The sequence below is a fragment of the Hydrogenophaga sp. genome (genome assembly GCF_011772445.1).
GTDB lineage: Bacteria > Pseudomonadota > Gammaproteobacteria > Burkholderiales > Burkholderiaceae_C > Hydrogenophaga.
Genome location: NZ_WVZN01000019.1, coordinates 70,016 through 91,246 on the forward strand (window position 1 = coordinate 70,016; position 21,231 = coordinate 91,246).

Below are 21,231 nucleotides of genomic sequence, written 5' to 3' on the forward strand. Positions count from 1 at the left end.
TTCAAAGGCCTGCGTCGCGGGCGGGCTGGAACTGCGCGGCGGTGACGCCTTGCAGCACCACCAGCGGACGGGCCACGCCCGCGCCCATGCTGCCGTCGCTGTCGATCTGTACGCTCAGGCCGGCGGGCGTATCCACCAGGCGCACCATGCCCTGGGCGATGGCGGTGCCGGCGTCGGCGTTGATGGAGGCCAGCAGGGCCGACAGGTCGAGGCGGTCGGTGCCCGGCGCGAAGTCGGTGATGGTGTCGATGCCATCGCGCAGGCTGGTGTAGACGAACACGTCCGAGCCGCCACCGCCGGTGAGCGTGTCGGCGCCCGCGCCGCCGGTGAGGCGGTCGTCGCCCGCGGTGCCGACCAGGGTGTCGCGGTTGCCACCGCCATTGATCGCTTTCACCAGCGACAGGCCCAGCACCACCGGGTCGTGGTCCGAGGAGCGGTAGACCGTGGGGCTGTAGTAGTCGGGGCCGCAGTTCGCGCAGGCGGGCTGCTTGAACTCCAGGTTGTAGTCAATGATGGACGGCTCGTCGGCGTTGATGGTCCACAGCGCGGCGCCCGTCACCTTGGCGCTGAGCGAGGCGGTGGTGAGCGCGTGGTCCAGGTAGCCCGACTCGCCGTCGAAGACGTAGGAGTAGCCGAACGGATTGAAGCGCGCGATCTGGTCGACCAGGCCCGCGTTGGTCAGCGCGAGGATGGGGTCTTCCTTGCCGTAGGCGTTGAGGTCGCCCACCACGGCCACGTCGCCGGTGGTGGCCTGCAGCTGGCCGATGAACTGCATCAGCGCTTGCGCCTGCTGCACGCGCGAGGCGTTGTAGCAGCCCTGGCCGTCGCCCGAATCGACGTTGCCGCCGCTGGGCGCCGGGTCGCAGTTCTTCGACTTGAAGTGGTTCACGACCACCGCGAAGCGCTCGCCATTGGGCAGAGCGAAGCCCTGCGCGATGGGCGGGCGGTTGTGCACGGGGTTGCTGTCGGCGACGGAGCCCCCCACCAGCGCCACGCGCGCCGGCTTGTAGATGATGGCCTGGCGGATGGCGTCGCTGCCCGAGCCCGTGGGCGGCAGGGCCGCGGCGGCCCAGGTGCCTGCGCCGGCGGCGGCGTTGAGTCGGTTCACCAGGTCCTGCGTGGCGCCGTTGCCGTTGTTCTCGATCTCGATCAGGCCGACCACGTCGGCGCCCAGGCCGTTGATGGCGGGAATGATCTTGTCGCGCTGGCGGGTCAGTTCGGCGGCGCTGTCGGCGCCGCGGCAGTCGCTGCGGGTGCCGCTGGGGAAGCAGGAGGCGCCCGACTGGTCGATGGTGCTGAAGTAGTTCAGCACGTTGAAGCTGGCCACGCGCACGTTGCCGCCCACGGCCGGCGGCGTGGCCGGGCGCGGGTTGCTGCGCACGAAGTTCACCGCCTCGGTCGGGTGGATGCGGTAGTCGCTGAGGCCGTCGCTGTTGTTGGTCGCCAGGCCGTAGTCGATGACGCCGGTGACGCCGTTGGGCAGTGTGTCGCCCGCGCGCAGGGTGTTGTTGGCGCCGATGTAGGGCGTGGGGTCGGGGTTCTGGATCGAGCTGCCGTCGTCCAGCAGGATGCGGCGGCGCGCGTTGTCGTCGGCCATGGCCAGGGCCTCGGCCGAGTTCGCGGGGTGGCGGTTGGTGGGCTTCTCCAGGCGGCCGTCGGCGGACAGCGTGACCTGGCCGTAGCGGCCCTGGAAGTAGTTCTGCGAGGCCGTGAGCGGCGAGGCGATGTGCACCAGCATGCCTTCGTAGCGCTCGAGTTCACCTTCTTCGATTTCGGGCAGCGTGATCACCAGCGGCGCGATGCTGTTGCCGGTGCTGATGAGCGAGGCGCTGCTGTTGACGATTTCGGTGACGGGGCGGGCCAGCGCCTGAGCGCCCGAGCCCACGGCGAACTCGTCCACGGTGCCGGTGACGCGCAGCTCGTTGCCCACGGCCACCACGCCGCCCGGCGTGCTGCTGGTGAAGACGAAGATGCCGTCGGAGGTGGTGGGGTCGCCATCGCCCACCGGGTCCTGCAGGAAGTAGCCGTTGCTGTTGATGCGCGTGACCACGCCGCGCGTGGTGACCTGCTGGCCGTCGCGCGGGCTGGTGGCGCCGCTGCCCTGGATCTGCGGGATGGTGATCAGGCCGCTGACGGTCACGCTGACCGTGCAGTTCGCGGTCTGCAGTTCGTTGTTGCCGAAGTTGACCTGCACCGGGTAGGTGCCCGCGGGCACCGAGGCGGCCACGCCGATGGTGCCGCTGGCGCTGCCGCCGTCGAGGGTGGCGGGCGTGAAGGACGAGAGCGTGATGCCGGCCGGCACCGCGCCGAGCGTGGCGCCGTTGACCACGCTGTCGCTGTCGCTGGCGGACACGTTGAAGCTGCCGCCGACGCCGGTGTCGAAGGCCACGTTGGCCGGGCAGTTGGTGGCGATGGGCGCGTTCACGCCGCCGCCGATGGGCGTGCCGGCGACGGCGATGTCATCGACGCCGACCCACTCGTCGTTGCCCGAGGCGTTGGTGGTGAGGATGCGCACCTGCACGTGGGCCTGGTCGTTCGCGGCGGCGGGCAGCACCACGTCCACCGGCGTGGTCTGCGTGGCGGAGCCGGCGGTGGTGGCATCGGCCACGTAACCGGCGGGCAGGTTGATGAAGTTGCCGGAAGTGCCGATGCGGTACTGCAGGGCCACGGCCTGCACGGCGTTGTCGGCGGAGCTGTCCAGGTCGCGCAGCAGGTAGCTCACACGCACGCTCTGCCAGCCGCGCGTGTCCAGGTGCAGCACGATGTTGGGCGCGTGCTGCGCGTTGGAGCCGGCCAGGGCCACCACCGGGTTGGTGAGCGCGAACTCGGCCACGCCGCCGGTCTGGTAGCTCACCGGGTTGGTCTGGTTGACGGTGACGTTGGGCGTGGTGGCGGGGGCCAGCACGGTCTGCGGGTCCACGCCGCCGGTGGTGGGGCCGGAGACCACGTAGCCCACGATGCCCGGCACGCCAGACCAGTTGTTGTTGGCGCTCAGCAGGGCCGCGTTGCTCCAGTCCTGCGCGAACGGCAAGGGCTGGGGCAGCTCGGTGGCGAAGGCGGGAATGGCAGCGCTCGCGCACAGCGCCAGGCAGGCGCGCGCGATGAGGGATTGGGGCAGGCGCGCGTAAGCGGCGGGCGGACGCAGGAGGTTCATGGGATTCCGGTGGAGGTCTCCGGGCGCCCGGGACAGGCGCCTCCTCAGAGCCGCCGTGAATCATGGTGGCCGAGGATCACGGCAATTCTTCACACCTTGTTGCGCGCACTGGTCCGAAAAGACCATTGCGATCACGGCAACGTGACGGCAGGGAACCTGAAGGGACCAGCGCGCTCGTCCGGGGGGTCAGCCCATGTGGCCATCGCCCGCGCCCAGCGCCCCGAACATGGAGTCGAGCGTGCTGTCGATGCGCTGGCGTTCGTGGTCGGACAGGCCGCGCGCCTGCAGGCTGGCCGCCGACTGGATGTGTTCGATGCGCTGCAGTTGCGCCAGCGCGTGCGACAGAGTGTCGAGGCGGATGCTGTGCTGCTCGAGGAAGAGCGCCACCTCGGCGTGCTGGAGGAAACCTTCCAGCGTGATCTGCGACGAGCCGTAGCGGCAGCGCAGGTGGTTCAGCGCGCGCACCAGGTTGTCCTGGGCGCTGACGGGTATCGGCGTGGCGCGGTCCGACATGGCGGTGCGGCTCCTCCTGTTGGAAGCCGCCACCGTAAGCGTGCTGTATTTCGCGGAAATGTCAGCGCGGCGGGAGCCCTTTCGGGCGCCCGCCGCGTGTGGTCTCGGGTACTACCGGACCGAGACTCAGGCCGCCAGGCGCTGGCGGCGGCGCGCCACGGCGCCGAGCACGCCCAGGCCGGCCAGCAGCATGGCGATGGACTCGGGCTCGGGCACGGCGGTGACCGAGATGTTGAGCACGTCGCCGGCGGACAGGCCGGTGAGGCCCCAGTTCAGTTGGCCACCGGCCACGGCCAGCGGATCGCCGATCTCGACGTCGAGGAACTCGGGCGAGCCCAGGTCGACGCTGGCGTGCGCGCCGTTGAAGTCGATGTCGGTGATGAGGGAGCCGTCGAACTGGCGCGTGACCGTGCCGCTGTAGAGGAACTCGCCACCGCTGATGGAGAAGTTGAAGCCGGTGATGCCGTCACCGGTGAGGTTGCGCAGCAGCGCGTTGAAGGACAGCGCGGCGGTGTCGGCCGCGCCGATGACGTAGCTCAGCGTGGTGGTGCCCAGCGACTGGAAGTCCAGGTCGAAGGAGATCAGGCCGTCGGTGCTGTAGTCGGTAACGAGGCCGTCGCCGTTGACCACGCTCTGGAAGGTGGCGGCTTGCGCGCCGGCCATGAGGCCGAGGGCGGCCACGAGGGAGACGAGGAGTTTTTTCATGGAAGTGCTTTCAATGGGAAGGGTGGATCACAGGTGGCCTTTGTCCCACGGGCCCGTGATGGCCAGCGTGATGCCGGGGGTGTAGAGGTTCACGAACAGCACGCGGCCGTCGGGGCTGAACACGCTGCCGGCCCATTCGGTGTTGCGGCGATCGCCGGAGGCGGAGTTCTTGCCCACGGCCTGGATCTGCGCCGTGCTGAAGTTGAAGTTGTGGCGCGCGAAGGTGTAGGTGCCGCCTTCGGGCGTCAGCACCTTCAGGTCCTGCGCGGGAATGGGCGCGCTGGTGGGCGAACCGTCGCCGCCGTCCTCGTTCATCAGCAGGCCGCCGCGCGGGCTCACGCAGATGTTGTCGGGCGAGTTGCCGACCACGCGGTCGCGGCCCACGAAGATGGCCTTGAGCGTCATGGTCGCCAGGTCGAGCGCCCACACCACGCCGCTGCGCGCCGGCAGCGACGAGGTGGCGTTGCTGGTGGCCTTGTCGGTGAAGAACACCGTGCCGTTGGCGACCCAGCAGCCTTCGTTGGCGCCGAAGATGGCGCCGCCGTTGGCGTAGGCACCGCGGAACGGGCCGCTGCCGGTGACGCTGCCCACGGTGGTGCTGATGGTCGCGCGGTCGGCGTCCGGATCGGCGATCGGCACCCACTCGCACTGGAACTCCTGGCACAGCGTGGGGAAGCGCAGGTCGGCACCCGGCACGCCGCGCACGGCCAGGCCTTCCAGCAGGCCGCCGGCGTGCAGCGAGCCCAGGCCGCCGTTGACGTTGTTCGGGCGGAAGCGGTACAGCGTGTTGGCGTTGCCCGCGTCTTCGGTGAGGTACCAGTAGCCGGTCTGCGGGTCGATGGCGCTGGCTTCGTGCGCCATGCGGCCCATGGCGATGATGGGCGTCGGGTCAGCGGCGTTGAGGCTGGTGTCGGCCGGCACCTCGAACACGTAGCCGTGCTTCTTGTTGCCGTCGGTGCTGATGCTGTTGCTGCCGATCTCCTCGTTGCTCATCCAGCTGCCCCAGGTGGACGCACCACCGGCGCAGGGACGGTAGATGCCGCCCAGCGAGGCGTAGCTGGCGACCCAGTTGCCGTCGCGCCAGACCAGGTTGGTGTTGCCACCGATCTGGTAGCTGCCGCCGGTGGTGCCGGTGTCGTACTTGGCCACGTTGCTGCGGCCGGCGCCGAGGATGTTGTCGGCGCTGGAGCTGGTGGAACGCTCGTGGTTGCGCACCAGGATGATTTCCTGGCTGCGGCCCACGCGGCGCGAGACCACCACGCCCATGCCGTCGTGCGCGTTCGGCGTGATCAGGCCGTCGCTCATCACGTCGCCGGCCCAGCCGTAGCTCTTGTAGGTGAAGCCGGCGGGCAGTTGCACCAGCGGCAGGCCGGTGGTGAGGTCGTTCACCGGAGCGACAGGGCCGTAGGGGCTCGCGGTCAGCGCGGAGGCGTCGGCGGGGGAGCAGCGCTCGGCGTAGTTCTGGTCCACCGTGGCGGCGTACGCGGCCATCGGGCCGCTGAAGGCGGCGGCCACGGCGGCACCGCCGCCCATCAGCACCTGGCGGCGCGAGAGATCGTGGGATTGTTCGGACATGGGACAGGGCTCCTTCTGGTTGGGGGAAAGCGCCCCGAAGGATGCGTGTCGAGAATGAACGGTCAGTGACCCGGCGCGCCGCAAAGGGGCTGCGTTTTGTGAATCGCTGCTACAAAAAGTGGTGCGATCGGACCATTGACACGCTGTCGCCTTCGCGCCGATAAAAGTCTTGCGCGTCGCATAATGGACGGTGAACCCGATACCGCCTGCCCTGCCATGACCCTCGCCCGCCCCGACATCTCCATCGCCCTGAACGGTGCCTCCAACTTCCGCGACCTGGGTGGCCTCAGCGGCGATGGCGGGCGGCGCGTGCGGCATGCGCTGGTCTACCGATCCGACCACCTGGGGCGCCTGACCGATGACGACCTGCAGCGCCTGAACACCCTGGGTGTGACGCACTGCGTGGACCTGCGCGGTGCGCACGAATGCCGGGCGCTGCCCAACCGCCTGCCGGGCATCACCGTCGAGCACCTCAGCATCGACCCCACCGTGCTGCGCCGCGTGCGCGAGCGCCAGAAACAGGGTCTGGCGCTGGGCCGCGCCGAGGCGGTGGCGCTGATGCAGGAGACCTACGAAGACTTCGTGCGCCTGCGCGGACCGGTGTTCGGCCAACTGCTCGCGCGCATCGCGGGGCGCGAGGCCCCACTGGTGTTCCACTGCACCGCCGGCAAGGACCGCACCGGCATGGCCGCCGCCCTGCTGCTGGGCGCCTTGGGCGTGCACCGCGACGACGTGATGGCCGACTACCTGCTCACCAACCAGCTGTACCGGCGCGACACACGCGTGGAGGAGCCCGCCCCGCCCGAGGTGCTGGAGGTGCTGTGGCAGGTGCAACCCGAATTCCTGCACACGGCCTGGCGCTGCATCGACGAGGAGTTCGGCGGGATCGAGGCCTACCTCGCGGGGCCGGTGGGGCTGGACGCGGCGGCCAGGGAGCGGCTGCGCGCGCGGCTGCTGGCACAGGGCTGAGCCGCTGCCGCGCCCACACGCGGACGCGGCCCCGGCCTACAGACCTTGCCGGCCCCGCACCGCACCATGCCGGCAGGAGCCAAGCACCCGCATGAGGACACGCGCCCGCCGCTGGACAGTGATCATCACCGCCGCCCTGCTGCTGCTGGGGACCAGCGCGTGGCTGGCGCTTCGCGCCTTCCTGCCCAGCGACGAAGCACTCGCGCGCCGGCTCGAAGCGATGTTCGAGGCGCACACCGGCCAGGCGCTCGTGATCGGCCAACTGCGCTGGCGCCTGCTGGGCACGCCCGTGGTGGAGGTGCTGGACGCGCACACGCAGCAGGACGAGCCGATCCGCGTGCGCCGCATCGCCCTGCACCCGCAGCTGCTGCCACTGCTGCGCCGACAACTCGTGGTCGATCGCCTGGAGGTGGCGGGCGCGCAGGTGCCACGCGACGCCTTGCGCGCCCTGCGCGCCAACGCCTCGATCAAGGACGGGAACAAGGTCGTGCTGCGCCGGCTGGTGTTCACCGAGGTGACCTATACCTCCTATGCCGGCATTCCGGTCGAGTACAGCGGCGAGATCCGGTTCGACGAGGACCGCCTGCCCCGCCGCGTTCAGATCCACCGCCCGGGCGTGGAGCCGCCCGTCACGCTGGACGCCACGCGCGAGGGCCGCAGCGACAACGGGGCCGACATCTACCGCCTTGAACTGCAGGCGGCTGGCGGCACGGCCAGCGGCCAGGCGCAACTGAGCACCACCGACGACGGCCACCTGCGATTCACCGGCCAACTCGCCTCGCGTCAGGTGGAGGTGCAGGCGCTGCTCGACGCCTTCCACCGCCGCTCGTTCATCAGCGGCCGGGCCTCGGGCACCACCGAGCTGCGCGCCGAGGGCGAGACCCTGGGGGCGCTGGCGCGCTCGCTGCACACGCGCAGCGAACTGACGGTGGACGGCGGAAGGATCCTGCGCATCGACGTGGACAAGGCGGTGAAGTCGCTGGGCAAGGAAAGTGCCGGAGAAACGCCGCTGGACAGCCTGTCGGGCGTGGTGCAAACGCAGAACACCGAGCACGGCATGAAGACCGAATTCAGCGAGGTGAAGGCCGTGGCCGGCAGCTACAGCGCCACGGGCCACGCCACGCTCTACCGCAAGCGCATCGCGGCGCAAGGCCGGCTGGACATCGCGGGTGGCGCGGTGGGCGTGCCGTTCGCGGCCAGCGGGCCCACGCGCCAGCCCGAGTTCCGCATCGCCAAGGGCACCATCGCCGGTGCGGCCATCGGCACCGTGCTGCTGCCGGGCATCGGCACCGCCATCGGCGCGCAGATCGGCGGTGCTGTCAGCGGGCCGCCGGACACCGGTGAAGAGAAGGAGCCGCCGCGGCGGGACGCGCCCCGGCGGTGAAGACGAACCGCCGCCCGGCCGGGTGATTTTCGCACCTCATTTTTCTTTACAGCCAAGCGACGGATCGATCGCATTTACGCCGGACTGCTTGGGCACGTCATGGCGTAAACCCTGAATCTTATTTTGAGGTACGCACCTCAAAATGAGCCGCATGACAGACAAGACCGAGCTCGCCCCCGGGCGCGCCACGCTCAGCGACGTGGCGCGTGAGGCCCGGGTCAGCCTGGCCACGGCGGACCGCGTGCTCAACAACCGGGCCGGCGTGCACGCCAAGTCCATCGCCCGCGTGCGCGAAGCGGTGGCGCGCCTGAACTACCGCCCCGATCCGGCGGCCGCGCGGCTGGCGCGCACGCGCTCGCACCGCTGGTGCGTGGTCTTCCCCTCCGGCAACAACCCCTTCGTGGCCCTGTTGCAGGCCGAACTGGCGGCCTGCCGCGCCTGGCTGGAGGACCACCGCGCCAGCGTGCAGACCCTGGAGGTGGACGTCTTCGAGCCCCAGCGCCTGGCCGATCTCCTGCGCTCGCTGCACGGCCAGTGCGAGGCGGCGATCGTCATGGGCCTGGACCACCCCCTGGTGCAGAACGCCATCGACGGCCTGGTCGAGGGCGGCTGCGAGGTGATCACCCTGGTGTCGGACGTGCCGCGCTCGCGCCGCCACGCCTACGTGGGCATCGACAACGCGGCCGCGGGGCGCACGGCCGCCAGCCTGCTCGGGCGCTTCGTCGGGCGCGAGCCCGGCGAGGTGGGCGTGGTCGCCGGCAGCCTGTCCCTGCGCGACCACGCGGAACGTTGCCTGGGCTTCAACCAGGTGATGACGACCGAGTTCACCCACCTGACGGTGCTGCCCGCCGTGCAAGGCAAGGACTCGCCCGCGCTCAACGAAGTGCTGGTGCGGCAACTGCTGGCCGAGCACCCGCGCCTGCGCGCGATCTACAGCGTCGGCGCGGGCAACGCGGGCATCTCGGCGGCCCTGCAGGCGGCCGGGCGCGCGCGCGAGGTGGTCTTCATCGGCCACGAGCTCACGCCCGCCGCGCGCGCCGACCTGCTCGACGGCACGCTGGACGCGGTGATCAACCAGGACGCGGGCCACGAGGTCCGCTCCGCCTTGCGGCAGGCCCTGGCGCGCGCCACGCGCGAGCCCGTGCACGCGGACCAGGAGCGCATCCGCATCGACATCTACCTCAAGGACAACCTGCCGTGATCACCCTGGGCATCGACCTCGGCACCTCGGGCGTGAAGGCGCTGTTGCTCGACGACGGCCAGCAGCTCGCCGTCGCCAGCGCGCCGCTGACGGTGAGCCGGCGACACCCCGGCTGGTCCGAGCAGGACCCGGCCGACTGGTGGCGCGCCACCTGCGACTGCCTGGACGCCTTGAAGGCCGGGCACCCGCGTGCCCTGGCCGCCGTGCGCGCCATCGGCCTGTCGGGCCAGATGCACGGCGCCACCCTGATGGCGGCCGACGGCGCAACGCTGCGGCCCTGCATTCTCTGGAACGACGGCCGCAGCGCGGCGCAGTGCGAAGCGCTGGAAGCGCCGGCCCTGGGCCTGCGACAGCGCACCGGCAACCCGGCCATGCCCGGCTTCACCGCGCCCAAGCTGCTGTGGGTGCGCGAGCACGAGCCCGAGGTCTTCGCGCGCATCGCCAAGGTGCTGCTGCCCAAGGCCTGGCTGCGCTGGCGGCTGTGTGGCGAGTTCGCCGAGGACATGTCCGATGCCTCCGGCACCTTGTGGCTGGACGTGGGCGCGCGCGCCTGGAGCGCGCCGCTGCTGGCGGCCTGCGGTCTCGACGAAAGCCACATGCCGCGCCTGGTGGAAGGCACCGCGGCCACCGGCGCCCTGCGCCAGGAATGGGTCTCGCGCTGGGGCTTCGAACAGGCGCCGCTGCTGGCCGGCGGCGCGGGCGACAACGCGGCGGGCGCGGTCGGCGTGGGCGCCGTCGCGCCCGGCGATGCCTTCCTGTCGCTGGGCACCTCGGGCGTTCTGTGGGCCACCACGGCGGGCTTTGCACCGGCGCCCGAGCGCGCGGTGCACGCCTTCTGCCACGCGCTGCCGGGCACCTGGCACCAGATGGGCGTGATGCTCTCGGCCGCCGCGAGCCTGGCCTGGTGGGCCGGCGTCACCGGCCACGACGAAGCGAGCCTGCTGAACGAGGTCGCCGACGGCGGCGCATCGCACGACGGCGCCTGCTGGTTCGCGCCCTACCTGTCGGGCGAGCGCACGCCGCACAACGACGCGCAAGTGCGCGGCGGCTTCGTGCACCTGTCGGCCAACACGGCGCGCGCCGACATGACGCGCGCGCTCATCGAGGGCGTGGCCTACGCCTTTCGCGACATGCGCGACGCCCTGGCCGCCGCCGGCACCACCATCGCCGAGGCCGACCTCATCGGCGGCGGCGCGCGCTCCGATGTCTGGAGCCAGACCCTGGCCGACGTGATGAACCTGCCGCTGCACCAGGTGGCGGGTTCGCAGCACGGTTGCGCGCTCGGCTCGGCGCGGCTGGCGCGCGCGGCGGCCGACGGCGTGCGCCTGTTCGACAAACCCGCGCGCCAGCGCAGCCACGCGCCCGATCCCCACCGCGCGCGCCACCACGACCGCGCCTTCGCCCAGTGGCAGCGGCTCTACGGCCGCCTGCGCCACCTGCCTTCCCCCTCACACACACCGGAACCCGCATGAGACACGACCCCACCGGCGGCCCAAGCCCCGCCTACTTCAGCTTTCCGCACGCCCTGGCCTACCGCGGCCCCGACTTCGTGCCCAGCGAGCGCGAGCCCTTCGCCTACCGCTACTACGACAAGCACCGCCTGGTGCTCGGCAAAAGCATGCAGGAGCAGTTGCGCTTCGCCGTGTGCTACTGGCACAGCTTCGGCTGGGCCGGCACCGACCCCTTCGGCGACCCCAGCTTCGAGCGGCCCTGGCACGGCGCGGGCGACCCGATGGCCCAGGCCCTGCACAAGGCCGACGTGGCCTTCGACCTGTTCCGCCTGGTCGACACGCCCTACTTCACCTTCCACGACCGCGACGTCGCCCCCGAGGGCGCCTCGCTCGCCGAGTTCCACAACAACCTGCGCCGCATCGGCGAGGTCTTCGCCCGCAAGATGCAGGAGACCGGCGTGCGCCTGCTGTGGGGCACGGCCAACCTCTTCTCGCACCCGCGCTACATGGCCGGCGCCGCCACCAACCCCGACCCCGAGGTCTTCGCCTACGCCGCCGCTCAGGTGAAGAACGTGCTGGAGGTGACGCACGAGCTCGGCGGCGCCAACTACGTGCTGTGGGGCGGCCGCGAGGGCTACGAGACCCTGCTCAACACCGACCTCAAGCGCGAGCTCGCCCAGCTCGGCCGCTTCCTGCAACTGGTGGTGGAGCACAAGCACAAGATCGGCTTCAAGGGCCAGATCCTCATCGAGCCCAAGCCGGCCGAACCCACCAAGCACCAGTACGACCGCGACGTCGCCGCCGTCTTCGGCTTCCTGCACGCGCACGGGCTGGAGCGCGAGGTCAAGGTCAACATCGAGCAGAACCACGCGCTGCTGGCGGGCCAGACCTTCGAGCACGAGATCGCCATGGCGCAGGCCCTGGGCATCTTCGGCTCGCTCGACATGAACCGCGGCGACGAGCTGCTGGGCTGGGACACCGACCAGTTCCCCAACAACCTGCCGCAGGTGGCGCTGTCGCTGTACGAGGTGCTCAAGGGCGGCGGCATCGGCCAGGGCGGCCTGAACTTCGACGCCAAGCTGCGCCGCCAGTCCATCGACCCCGACGACCTGGTCTGGGCGCACGCCACCGCCATGGACCTGTGCGCGCAGGCCCTGCTGGTGGCCGAACGCATGCTGCAGGACGGCGCCCTGCAGCGCCACGTGCAGCAGCGCTACGCCGGCTGGGACGGCGAGGCCGGCCGCGCCATCCTCAAGGGCGAGCGCTCGCTCGAGGACCTGGCGCGCGAGGTCGCGCAACGCGGCCTCGATCCGCGCCCGCGCTCGGCGCAACAGGAGCGCCTCGAGCACCTCGTCAACAGCTATCTCTGAATCGGAACCACAAGAAGGAGCGGGACATGGCCACCAACATCAAGGGCCCGGGCATCTACCTGGCGCAGTTCGCGGGCGACGCCGCGCCGTTCGATTCGTGGGCGTCGATCACGCGCTGGGCCGGCGGCCTGGGCTTCAAGGGCGTGCAGATTCCCTCCTGGGACAAGCGCCTGTTCGACCTGGAGAAGGCCGCGGCCTCCAAGACCTACTGCGACGAGGTCGCGGGGGTGGCGCGCGAGAACGGCGTGGCCATCACCGAGCTCGGCACCCACCTGCAGGGGCAACTGGTGGCCGTGCACCCCGCGTACGACGAGGCCTTCGACGGCTTCGCGCCCGAGGCGCTGCGCGGCAAGCCCGCGGCGCGCCAGGCCTGGGCGGTGGAGCAGATGCTGCTGTCGGCCAAGGCCTCGAAGCACCTGGGCCTCAAGAGCAACGTGAGCTTTCCCGGCGCGCTGGCCTGGCCTTATCTCTACCCCTGGCCACAGCGCCCCGCGGGCCTGATCGAGGCGGCCTTCGACGAGCTGGCCAAGCGCTGGCGCCCCATCTTCGACGCCTTCGACGAGGCCGACTGCCACGTGTGCTTCGAGCTGCACCCCGGCGAGGACCTGTTCGACGGCGTCACCTTCGAGATGTTTCTGGAGCGCGTCAACCACCACCCGCGCTGCTGCATCAACTACGACCCCTCGCACTTCCTGCTGCAGCAGCTCGACTACCTCGAGTTCATCGACATCTACCACGAGCGCATCAAGGCCCTGCACATCAAGGACGCGGAGTTCCGCCCCAATGGCCGCCAGGGCGTGTACTCGGGCTACCAGCCCTGGGTGCAGCGCGCGGGGCGCTTTCGCTCGCTGGGCGACGGGCAGATCGACTTCGGCGCCATCTTCTCCAAGATGGCCCAGTACAACTACGACAGCTGGGCCGTGCTGGAGTGGGAGTGCTGCCTCAAGCACCCCGAGGCCGGCGCCGCCGAGGGCGCGGCCTTCATCCGCGACCACCTCATCCGCGTCACGGAAAAGGCCTTCGACGATTTCGCGGGCGGCCAGACCGACGCCGCGCAGCTGCGCCGCATGCTGGGCCTGAGCCGGGAGGCCGCATGACCATCGAAGCCAGCGGGCCCGCGGCGCAGGCGCGCCGGCGCCTGCGCCTGGGCATGGTGGGCGGCGGCGAAGGGGCCTTCATCGGGGCGGTGCACCGCATCGCCGCGCGCCTGGACGACCACTACGAACTGGTGGCCGGCGCGCTCTCGTCAACGCCCGACAAGGCGTTGCGCTCGGCGCAGGCCCTCGGCCTGGCGCGCGGCTACCCCGACTACCAGACGATGGCGCACGAGGAAGCCGCGCGCGACGACGGCATCGAAGCGGTGGCCATCGTCACGCCGAACGACCAGCACGCGCCCGCCGCCGAGGCCTTCCTCGCCGCGGGCATCCACGTCATCTGCGACAAGCCGGTGACCACCACCCTGGCGGACGCCGAGCGCCTGCGTACGCTCGCGCGATCCAGCGGCCGGTTGTTCGCCGTCACCTACAACTACTCGGGCTATCCCATGGTGCGGCACGCGCGCCGCCTGGTGCGCGAGGGCGCGCTCGGCGACATCCGCCTGGTGCACGTGGAGTACCCGCAGGACTGGCTGACCGAGGCGCTGGAATCCACCGGCCAGAAGCAGGCCGCCTGGCGCACCGACCCGCAACGCTCGGGCGCGGGTGGCTGCGTGGGCGACATCGGCACGCACGCCTACCAGCTCGCGGGCTTCGTCAGCGGCCTGCAGCCCACGCAGCTCTGCGCCGAGCTCAGCACCTTCGTGCCCGGGCGCGCGCTGGACGACAACGTGCAGGTGATGCTGCGCTACGCCAACGGCGCGCGCGGCCTGCTGTGGGCCAGCCAGGTGGCGCCGGGCAACGAGAACGCCTTGCGCCTGCGGATCTACGGCAGCCGCGCCGGCCTGGAATGGCAGCAGGAGCAGCCCAACCAGCTGCGCTTCACGCCCTTCGGCGAGGCACCGCGCACCGTCTCGCGCGGCACCGCCTCCGCCAATGCGGACGCCGCGCGCGTGACGCGCCTGCCGTCGGGCCACCCCGAGGGTTACCTCGAGGGCTTCGCCACCGTCTACGCCGAGATCGCGCAGGCGATCCACGCCGCGCGCGAGGGGCGGCCGCTGCCCGCGGAGGTGGATTTCCCCACCATCGAGGACGGCATCCACGGCGTCGCCTTCATCGAGGCGGCCGTGCGTTCTTCATCCGCCGGCGCGGCCTGGGTGGACATGTGAGATGAGCCTGCACGTTCGCTTCGACGGCGTCTGCAAGCACTTCGGCCCGGTGCAGGTGCTGCACGGCGTGAGCTTCGAGCTGGAGCCGGGCCGCGTCTACGGGCTGCTCGGCGAAAACGGCGCGGGCAAGTCCACGCTCATGAAGATCCTCTGCGGCTACGAGCAGGCCGGCCCCGGCGGCTTCAGCATCGACGGCCGGCCCTGCCGCTTCGCCGATTCGCGCGAGGCCGAAGCCGCCGGCGTGGTGCTGATCCACCAGGAGTTCAACCTGGCCGACGACCTGAGCGTGGTGCAGAACATCTTCCTGGGCCGCGAGCGGCGCCGCGGCTGGCTGCTGGACGAAGCGTCCATGCGCGAGTCCGCGCGCGAAGCCCTGGACGCGGTGGGCCTGTCGATCGACCCCGACACGCGCGTGCGCGATCTCATCGTGGCCGAGAAGCAGCTGGTGGAAATCGCGCGGGCGCTGTCGCGCCAGGCCCGGCTGCTGGTGATGGACGAGCCCACGGCCACCCTCACGCCGGGTGAGACGCACCGCCTGTTCGCGCTCATCCGCCAGTTGCGCGCGCAGGGCGTGACCGTCATCTACATCTCGCACAAGCTCGACGAGGTCGAACAGATCACCGATCAGATCGTGGTGATGCGCGACGGCCGCTTCGTCACGCGCGGCCCGACCGCGAGCCACAGCCGCCAGGACATGGCCAACCTCATGGTGGGCCGCGAGCTCACCGACATGTTCCCGCCCAAGGCGCCGCTGCCCGACGCGCCGCCTCTCCTGTCGGTGCGCGGGCTGGGCGTGCCCGGCTGGGCACAGGACGTAGACTTCGAGTTGCGCCCGGGCGAGATCCTGGGCTTCGCCGGCCTGGTGGGCGCGGGCCGCACCGAGCTCTTCGAGGGCCTGCTGGGCCTGCGCCCGCGCGCGGGCGGCGAGGTGCGGCTGCAGGGCGAGCCGGTGAGCTTCAGGGATCCGCGCGCCGCCGCGCGCGCGGGCCTGACCTACCTCAGCGAGGACCGCAAGGGCCGCGGCCTGCACGTCGGCCTGTCCCTGCAGGACAACCTCACGCTCATGGACCTGGACCGCCACGCGCGGCCCTGGCTCGACGCCACCTCGCAGCGCGCGGCGCTGCAAGAGGCCGTGCGCGATTTCCGCATCCGCGCGGGCAGCCTGGACGCGCGCGCCGGCTCGCTGTCGGGCGGCAACCAGCAGAAGCTGGCCATCGCCAAGGTGCTGCAGCCGCGCCCGCGCGTGCTGGTGCTGGACGAACCCACGCGCGGCGTGGACGTGGGCGCCAAGCGCGACATCTATTTCCTGATCGAGCGCCTGGCCGCCGACGGCCTGGGCGTCATCGTCATCTCGTCGGAACTGGTCGAACTCATCGGCCTGTGCCAGCGCGTGATCGTCATGCGCGCCGGCCGCGTGCAGGCCACGCTCGCCGACGACCACCTGAACGAAGAGGAGCTCATCGCCCATGCCACCGGCACCCACTAGCCCCCTGCCCGCCGGCGCCGCTGCGGCTGACCCGGCCAGCCCACCCGCGCACCGCCGCGGTGACTGGAGCGCGCGCTTCTCCGCCTTCGGCCCGCTCGCGGGCCTGGTGCTGCTGTGCCTCGCGGGCACGCTGCTCAACCCGGACTTCGCCACCTGGGACAACGGCATGAACGTGCTCACGCGCACGGCCTTCATCGGCATCATCGCGGTGGGCATGAGCTTCGTCATCATCTCGGGCGGCATCGACCTGTCGGTGGGCTCCATGGCGGCGCTGATCGCGGGCAGCACCATCCTGGTGATGAACCAGCTTGCGCCGCTGATGGGCTCGCCGCTGCTGGCCGTGCTGCTGGGCGCCACGGTGGCGCTGGTGCTGGGCGCGGTGTTCGGTCTGGCGCATGGCCTGCTCATCACCAAGGGCCGCATCGAGCCCTTCATCGTCACGCTCGGCACCCTGGGCATCTTCCGCGCCTACCTCACCTACTTCGCCAACGGCGGCGCCATCACGCTCGACAACGAGCTGGTGGACGTGTACAGCCCGGTCTACTACGGCAGCTGGCTGGGCATCCCCATCCCCATCTGGGTGTTTGCGGCGATCGCGCTGGCCGGCGGCTTCCTGCTCAACCGCACGCGCTACGGCCGCTACGTGCAGGCCATCGGCTCCAACGAACAGGTGGCGCGCTACTCCGCGGTGGCGGTGGACCGGGTGAAGGTTCTCACCTACGTGCTGCTCGGCGGCTGCGTGGCGGTGGCCACGCTGCTGTACGTGCCGCGCCTGGGCTCGGCCTCGCCCACCACGGGCCTGCTGTGGGAGCTCGAGGCCATCGCCGCCGTCATCGTCGGCGGCACCGCGCTCAAGGGTGGCGGGGGGCGCATCTTCGGCACCGTGGTGGGTGCCGTGCTGCTCTCCGTCATCAGCAACATCCTGAACCTCACCAGCATCATCAGCGTGTACCTGAACGCGGCGGTGCAGGGGTTCGTGATCATCGTCGTCGCCTTCCTTCAACGGGGGCAGCGGTGAGACGACCCGCGCGGAGCCTGTGGAGGCCGCGCGCTTACCTGTGACAGAGAAACCCAACCGGAGACAAACATGCAACGCAGACTGTTCGCCTTGACCGCTCTCGCCCTCGGTACCCTGCTCGGCGCGCCGGCATCCGCCCAGAACAAGCCCGTCATCGGCGTGTCCGTGCCCGCGGCCACGCACGGCTGGACGGGCGGGGTGGTGTACTGGGCCAACCGCACCAAGGACGAGGTGGAGAAGCAATACCCCGGCGTGAAGGTGATCGTGAAGACCGCCGCCTCGCCGTCCGAGCAGGCCAACCAGATCCAGGACCTGCAGGCCGTCAACAAGATCGACACGCTGGTGATCCTGCCCTTCGAATCGGCGCCGCTCACGCGGCCCGTGGCGCAGGTCAAGAGCAAGGGCGTGTTCGTCACCGTGGTCGACCGTGGCCTGACCGACCCCAACGCGCAGAACGCCTACGTGGCGGGCGACAACCCCGGCTTCGGCAAGGTGGCCGGCGAGTACATGGCCAAGGCCATGGGCGGCAAGGGCAACGTGGTCATCCTGCGCGGCATCCCCACCGTCATCGACAACCAGCGCGTGGACGCCTTCAACGAGGTGATGAAGGCGCACCCGGGCATCAAGGTGCTGGACGCCAAGCACGGCAACTGGAACCGCGACGACGCCTTCAAGGTGATGCAGGACTACCTCACGCGCTTCAAGCAGATCGACGCGGTGTGGGCGTCCGACGACGACATGGCGGTGGGCGTGCAGCGCGCCATCGAACAGGCCAAACGCACCGACGTGAAGCTCGTGGTGGGCGGCGCCGGCGCCAAGGACTACATCAAGAAGGTCATGGACGGCGACAAGCTCGTCACCGCCAACGTCACCTACTCGCCCAGCATGATCGCCGACGCGCTCAAGCTCACGGCCGAGTCGCGGGTGAGCGGCAAGCCCATGCCGGCCACCACCATCATCCCCTCGGTGCTGGTGACCAAGGAGAACGCGGCGAAGTACTACTTCCCGGATTCGCCGTACTGAGCCGGACGGCCGAACGCGACGGCGCCAGGGCTTCGGCCGCTGGCGCCGTCGCGCTCAGGCACCCGGGTGCTGGTGGCGGAACTCCTGGGTCTTGCCGCCGAAGCCGTACGCGGCGGCGCGCACGTCCTCGACGTGCACATAACTTTCGTGGTGCAGGGGGCCCAGCAGCGCCGAGAACCCCTCGAACGCCTCGGCGATGTAGCGCGCCTTCTCGGCCTTGGTGTTGGTCTCGTCCACCACCTTCACGTCGAAGTAGAAGCTCGACAGCTTGAGATCCGCCAGCGATTGGCCGGCCACGAACCAATCCCGCGGGTCGACGTAGTCGATCACCACCGCGGTGAGGTCGCGCCGCTTGCCGAGCACACGGGTCGTCAACTCGAGCAGCATCTCCGTGATGCGTGCGGAGAGTTCGGGCGTGCGGGGCGTACCGATCTTGACATTGAGGATGGGCATGGCAGGTTCCTTTGCGGTGGGGGTGGGGTGCACGCACTGTAGGCAGCCAGGCACCTGCGGGAAACGGCCGCCAGGCACAATCGGTTTTGCTCGCCACGCAAAGCCGTCGAGCGCCCTCAACCCACCTGGAGTCCTGCGATGCGAGCTTTCCTGCCCGACCCTGTCGACCTGCGCTGGCTGGTGCGTTCGCTGGAGCTGAGGTCCTTCTCGGCGGCCGCGCGGGAAATGAATGTGGCGGTGTCCGTCGTGTCGCGCGGCATCGACCGCCTCGAAGCCGGGTTCGGCATCTCGCTGCTGCGCCGCTCCACGCATGGCCTGTCGGCCACGCCCGAAGGCGCCGAGCTGGTGCAGGGCGCACGGGAGGTGCTGGGCCGCCTGGACGAGATGGCGGCGTCCTTCGACAAACGACGCCACCACGTGGCCGGCGCGGTGCGCCTGGCATCGAGCCAGGAGATCTGCGAGCAACTCATCGTGCCGCAGCTCGCGGCGCTGCGCGAGCGGCACCCCGCGCTGCGCATCGAACTGGTGGCCGACGACCGCGTCGTCGACCTCGTGACCGACGGCATCGACGTGGCGCTGCGCACCACGCTGGGCAACAGCGAAGCGGTCGTCGCGCGCGAGCTGGGCTCGTTCGAGCGCCGCCTGTACGCCTCGCCGGACTACCTGCGCCGCCACGGCAGCCCGGCCGAGCCGGCGGACCTGCACCGGCATCAGACGGTGACGCACACCGCACAGGGCCCCGACGTCACCTGGGCGTTTCGCCAGGCCGGGCGCAAGCTCGACGTGGCGGTGACCTCGCAGCTCGCCGCCAGCAGCACGGCCCTGCTCCACCGCGCCCTGTTGGCCGGCGCCGGCATCGGCATGCTGTCGCAACCCATGGCGGCGGCGGACGAAAGGGCCGGCGCGCTCGTCGAGGTGCTCAAACCCTTCGCACCCCGGAAGCCCTACACCCTGTACGCCGTCTCCCTGCCCAACCGGCGCAAGGCTTCGCGCGTGCAGGCCGTCATCGCCTTCATGCAGCAGGCGGCGCGCAAGTCCTGGGGGCTGGCGCCGGCCTGATCAGGCCTTCACTTCCAGCACTTGCTCGAAGCCGCCGAAGATCATGCGTTTGCCGTCGAAAGGCATGGGCGGGTTGCCTGGTGCGGACGGATCCATGCGGGGGTCTTCCATCATTTTTTTCATCGCCGCGTCCCGCGTGGCCTTGTCCGGCCATTCCACCCACGCAAAGGCCACGGTCTCCTCGGCGGTGGCTTGCACGGCGCGGCGGAAATCGGTGACCTTGCCATCGGGCACATCGTCGCCCCAGCTCTCGATCACGCGGGTAGCGCCCAGCTCGATGAATATCGGGTCGAGCTGGCGTGCGTGATCGATGAACTTCTGCTTGTTGGCCTTGGGCACGGCGATGACGAAACCATCGATGTAGGACATGCTTCTCTCCTGTCGGGTTGATCGGACGGCTGCGCCCGCCACCGGGCGCCTCCAATGGCTACGACGAACGACGGGAGGTCCAATCGACCGCCGTTTGTCGGGAGCTGGCCATGGCGCACGGGCTGGGTGGCCGTCACGCGCCGGTTGGCGTGCGGCGAATGAAGTCGACCATCAGCGCCGCGGCCGTGGCCGCATGCGTCTCCAGCAACAGGTGCCCCGCGTCGAGGACATGGGCCTCCATCCTCGGCAGCGCCCGCATCCACGACAGCACCTCGTCGAGTTCGAAGTACACGTCGTGCCGGCCCCAGACCATCAGGGCGGGTGGCTGCCAGCGCTCGAGGTACGCGGCGATGGCGTCAAAGCGGGCCGCGTGGTTCGCGTAGTCGGCGATCAGCGCGCGCTGCGTCTCGAGCCGGCCCGGCAGGTTCATCAGCCGCCAGTCTTCTTCCCAGTGCTGCGCGGGAATGCGCTCGGCCACGTCCGGCGGCACGCCGCCGAGGTAGGTATCGCGTGTGCCTTCCAGCGTGAGGTGCGCGGTGGCCGCCGCCTCGTTCTGCGGGTTGGGGTTCGACCAGTACTCACGCGTCGCGGCCCACCCCGGCCCCCAGCCGGTGCGATGCGCGTTCGCGTTCTGAACGATGAGGCCCAGCACCCGTTCAGGCGCCTGCATCGCGACGTGCAAGCCCACCGGCGCGCCCCAGTCGTGCAGGTAGATGAAGCGCGAGCCGATGGCGAGCCGGTCCAGCAGCTCGGCGATGGCCTGACCGATGGCGGCGAAGGAAACCACCGGCAGGGGATCGGATTCGCCGAAGCCCGGCATATCGGGCGCGACGACGTGCGCGACCTGCCCCAGCGCGGGGATCACGTCCCGGAACATCCGCGCCGTGTTCGGCGTGCCGTGCAGCAGCAGCACGGCGGGCCTGGACGCATCGCCCGCCGTGATGAACGACAGCTCGCCACCGCTGGGCAGGGAGACCTTTCTTCGGCTGGTCGGATCCATGTTGACGTTTCCTGCGTGACGAATGCGCGGGGGCTCGGGTGTGGCAATCGGTGGTCCTGGAGGATGGCGGGTCAACCGGTTGTCTGAGGCGTTTGCTGCCGCTCGGCAGGGGGGCACGACGCGACGGCTTGTTGGTCAGGCCGGTCGGCAGCTAAACACTGAACGGAGACTTTCAGGCTGTTGAGTTGCAATAGGTTGTTCCCGGAGAGCCGGGAGGCCGGAGGCTTGTAGCCGAGGG

The 21,231-nt window shown here is 70.5% G+C and carries 18 protein-coding genes; 11 read left to right on the forward strand and 7 right to left on the reverse strand.

The window, feature by feature from the left end; all coding sequences use genetic code 11:
• Position 1: 1 nt before the first annotated feature.
• The 4 genes from GTO19_RS08415 to GTO19_RS08430 form a co-directional block, all read right to left on the reverse strand.
• Complete coding sequence (locus GTO19_RS08415) at positions 2-3,154, reverse strand: ExeM/NucH family extracellular endonuclease (protein WP_291023246.1); 3,153 nt, start codon at positions 3,152-3,154, stop codon at positions 2-4.
• Between the two features lie 186 nt (positions 3,155-3,340).
• A complete protein-coding gene (locus GTO19_RS08420) occupies positions 3,341-3,667 on the reverse strand; it encodes a hypothetical protein (RefSeq protein WP_291023249.1) in 327 nt (108 codons plus the stop codon).
• Positions 3,668-3,793: 126 nt separating this feature from the next.
• Positions 3,794-4,372, reverse strand: coding sequence for a PEP-CTERM sorting domain-containing protein (locus GTO19_RS08425; RefSeq protein ID WP_291023251.1), 579 nt, complete (start codon positions 4,370-4,372; stop codon positions 3,794-3,796).
• Between the two features lie 27 nt (positions 4,373-4,399).
• Positions 4,400-5,947: an alkaline phosphatase PhoX gene (locus GTO19_RS08430; protein ID WP_291023254.1), complete on the reverse strand. Its 1,548-nt coding sequence runs from the start codon at positions 5,945-5,947 to the stop codon at positions 4,400-4,402.
• Between the two features lie 216 nt (positions 5,948-6,163).
• Here GTO19_RS08430 and GTO19_RS08435 point away from each other — a divergent pair, with 216 nt between their 5' ends.
• The 10 genes from GTO19_RS08435 to GTO19_RS08480 all read left to right on the forward strand — a co-directional run bounded on the left by GTO19_RS08435 (position 6,164) and on the right by GTO19_RS08480 (position 18,112).
• Entirely contained in the window at positions 6,164-6,916 is a 753-nt protein-coding gene (locus tag GTO19_RS08435; protein WP_291023256.1) for a tyrosine-protein phosphatase, read from the forward strand.
• A gap of 91 nt (positions 6,917-7,007) precedes the next feature.
• Positions 7,008-8,300: an AsmA-like C-terminal region-containing protein gene (locus GTO19_RS08440; RefSeq protein WP_291023259.1), complete on the forward strand. Its 1,293-nt coding sequence runs from the start codon at positions 7,008-7,010 to the stop codon at positions 8,298-8,300.
• Between the two features lie 151 nt (positions 8,301-8,451).
• Entirely contained in the window at positions 8,452-9,501 is a 1,050-nt protein-coding gene (locus tag GTO19_RS08445) for a LacI family DNA-binding transcriptional regulator (RefSeq protein ID WP_291023261.1), read from the forward strand.
• Positions 9,498-10,973 (forward strand): xylulokinase, encoded by a 1,476-nt coding sequence (xylB, locus tag GTO19_RS08450; protein ID WP_291023263.1) that lies wholly within the window; start codon positions 9,498-9,500, stop codon positions 10,971-10,973. The genes GTO19_RS08445 and xylB overlap by 4 nt, the downstream gene beginning before the upstream one ends.
• The gene (gene xylA, locus GTO19_RS08455) at positions 10,970-12,322 is read left to right on the forward strand and encodes a xylose isomerase (protein WP_291023265.1); all 1,353 of its coding nucleotides are present in this window, start codon (positions 10,970-10,972) and stop codon (positions 12,320-12,322) included. Before xylB ends, xylA begins: the two co-directional genes overlap by 4 nt.
• 26 nt (positions 12,323-12,348) lie before the next feature.
• Positions 12,349-13,419 carry a sugar phosphate isomerase/epimerase gene (locus tag GTO19_RS08460; protein ID WP_291023268.1) on the forward strand — a complete coding sequence of 357 codons (1,071 nt, stop codon included), beginning with the start codon at positions 12,349-12,351 and terminating at the stop codon, positions 13,417-13,419.
• A complete protein-coding gene (locus tag GTO19_RS08465) occupies positions 13,416-14,585 on the forward strand; it encodes a Gfo/Idh/MocA family oxidoreductase (protein ID WP_291023270.1) in 1,170 nt (389 codons plus the stop codon). The genes GTO19_RS08460 and GTO19_RS08465 overlap by 4 nt, the downstream gene beginning before the upstream one ends.
• Position 14,586: 1 nt before the next feature.
• Positions 14,587-16,071 (forward strand): sugar ABC transporter ATP-binding protein, encoded by a 1,485-nt coding sequence (locus tag GTO19_RS08470; RefSeq protein ID WP_291023273.1) that lies wholly within the window; start codon positions 14,587-14,589, stop codon positions 16,069-16,071.
• Positions 16,052-17,089 carry an ABC transporter permease gene (locus tag GTO19_RS08475; RefSeq protein WP_291023275.1) on the forward strand — a complete coding sequence of 346 codons (1,038 nt, stop codon included), beginning with the start codon at positions 16,052-16,054 and terminating at the stop codon, positions 17,087-17,089. Before GTO19_RS08470 ends, GTO19_RS08475 begins: the two co-directional genes overlap by 20 nt.
• Positions 17,090-17,158: 69 nt before the next feature.
• Positions 17,159-18,112: an ABC transporter substrate-binding protein gene (locus GTO19_RS08480; RefSeq protein ID WP_291023277.1), complete on the forward strand. Its 954-nt coding sequence runs from the start codon at positions 17,159-17,161 to the stop codon at positions 18,110-18,112.
• Between the two features lie 54 nt (positions 18,113-18,166).
• Here GTO19_RS08480 and GTO19_RS08485 read toward each other — a convergent pair whose 3' ends face one another.
• Positions 18,167-18,565 (reverse strand): 4-oxalocrotonate tautomerase family protein, encoded by a 399-nt coding sequence (locus GTO19_RS08485; protein WP_291023279.1) that lies wholly within the window; start codon positions 18,563-18,565, stop codon positions 18,167-18,169.
• Positions 18,566-18,703: 138 nt separating this feature from the next.
• Here GTO19_RS08485 and GTO19_RS08490 point away from each other — a divergent pair, with 138 nt between their 5' ends.
• Positions 18,704-19,624, forward strand: coding sequence for a LysR family transcriptional regulator (locus GTO19_RS08490; RefSeq protein ID WP_291023281.1), 921 nt, complete (start codon positions 18,704-18,706; stop codon positions 19,622-19,624).
• Here the strand turns inward: GTO19_RS08490 and GTO19_RS08495 are convergent, their stop codons facing one another.
• Complete coding sequence (locus GTO19_RS08495) at positions 19,625-19,993, reverse strand: DUF1428 domain-containing protein (RefSeq protein ID WP_291023283.1); 369 nt, start codon at positions 19,991-19,993, stop codon at positions 19,625-19,627.
• Positions 19,994-20,126: 133 nt separating this feature from the next.
• Positions 20,127-20,993, reverse strand: coding sequence for an alpha/beta fold hydrolase (locus GTO19_RS08500; protein ID WP_291023285.1), 867 nt, complete (start codon positions 20,991-20,993; stop codon positions 20,127-20,129).
• Between the last annotated feature and the right edge of the window lie 238 nt (positions 20,994-21,231).

What these genes read in the sequence shown, in the direction of transcription:
- GTO19_RS08465 (WP_291023270.1), top strand. Translation starts at nt 13,416, where the DNA reads ATGACCATCGAAGCCAGCGGGCCCGCGGCGCAGGCGCGCCGGCGCCTG.
- GTO19_RS08500 (WP_291023285.1), bottom strand. Translation starts at nt 20,993, where the DNA reads ATGGATCCGACCAGCCGAAGAAAGGTCTCCCTGCCCAGCGGTGGCGAG.
- GTO19_RS08430 (WP_291023254.1), bottom strand. Translation starts at nt 5,947, where the DNA reads ATGTCCGAACAATCCCACGATCTCTCGCGCCGCCAGGTGCTGATGGGC.
- GTO19_RS08475 (WP_291023275.1), top strand. Translation starts at nt 16,052, where the DNA reads ATGCCACCGGCACCCACTAGCCCCCTGCCCGCCGGCGCCGCTGCGGCT.
- GTO19_RS08485 (WP_291023279.1), bottom strand. Translation starts at nt 18,565, where the DNA reads ATGCCCATCCTCAATGTCAAGATCGGTACGCCCCGCACGCCCGAACTC.
- GTO19_RS08435 (WP_291023256.1), top strand. Translation starts at nt 6,164, where the DNA reads ATGACCCTCGCCCGCCCCGACATCTCCATCGCCCTGAACGGTGCCTCC.
- GTO19_RS08425 (WP_291023251.1), bottom strand. Translation starts at nt 4,372, where the DNA reads ATGAAAAAACTCCTCGTCTCCCTCGTGGCCGCCCTCGGCCTCATGGCC.
- GTO19_RS08415 (WP_291023246.1), bottom strand. Translation starts at nt 3,154, where the DNA reads ATGAACCTCCTGCGTCCGCCCGCCGCTTACGCGCGCCTGCCCCAATCC.
- GTO19_RS08480 (WP_291023277.1), top strand. Translation starts at nt 17,159, where the DNA reads ATGCAACGCAGACTGTTCGCCTTGACCGCTCTCGCCCTCGGTACCCTG.
- GTO19_RS08470 (WP_291023273.1), top strand. Translation starts at nt 14,587, where the DNA reads ATGAGCCTGCACGTTCGCTTCGACGGCGTCTGCAAGCACTTCGGCCCG.
- GTO19_RS08460 (WP_291023268.1), top strand. Translation starts at nt 12,349, where the DNA reads ATGGCCACCAACATCAAGGGCCCGGGCATCTACCTGGCGCAGTTCGCG.
- GTO19_RS08420 (WP_291023249.1), bottom strand. Translation starts at nt 3,667, where the DNA reads ATGTCGGACCGCGCCACGCCGATACCCGTCAGCGCCCAGGACAACCTG.
- GTO19_RS08440 (WP_291023259.1), top strand. Translation starts at nt 7,008, where the DNA reads ATGAGGACACGCGCCCGCCGCTGGACAGTGATCATCACCGCCGCCCTG.
- GTO19_RS08495 (WP_291023283.1), bottom strand. Translation starts at nt 19,993, where the DNA reads ATGTCCTACATCGATGGTTTCGTCATCGCCGTGCCCAAGGCCAACAAG.
- xylA (WP_291023265.1), top strand. Translation starts at nt 10,970, where the DNA reads ATGAGACACGACCCCACCGGCGGCCCAAGCCCCGCCTACTTCAGCTTT.
- GTO19_RS08490 (WP_291023281.1), top strand. Translation starts at nt 18,704, where the DNA reads ATGCGAGCTTTCCTGCCCGACCCTGTCGACCTGCGCTGGCTGGTGCGT.
- GTO19_RS08445 (WP_291023261.1), top strand. Translation starts at nt 8,452, where the DNA reads ATGACAGACAAGACCGAGCTCGCCCCCGGGCGCGCCACGCTCAGCGAC.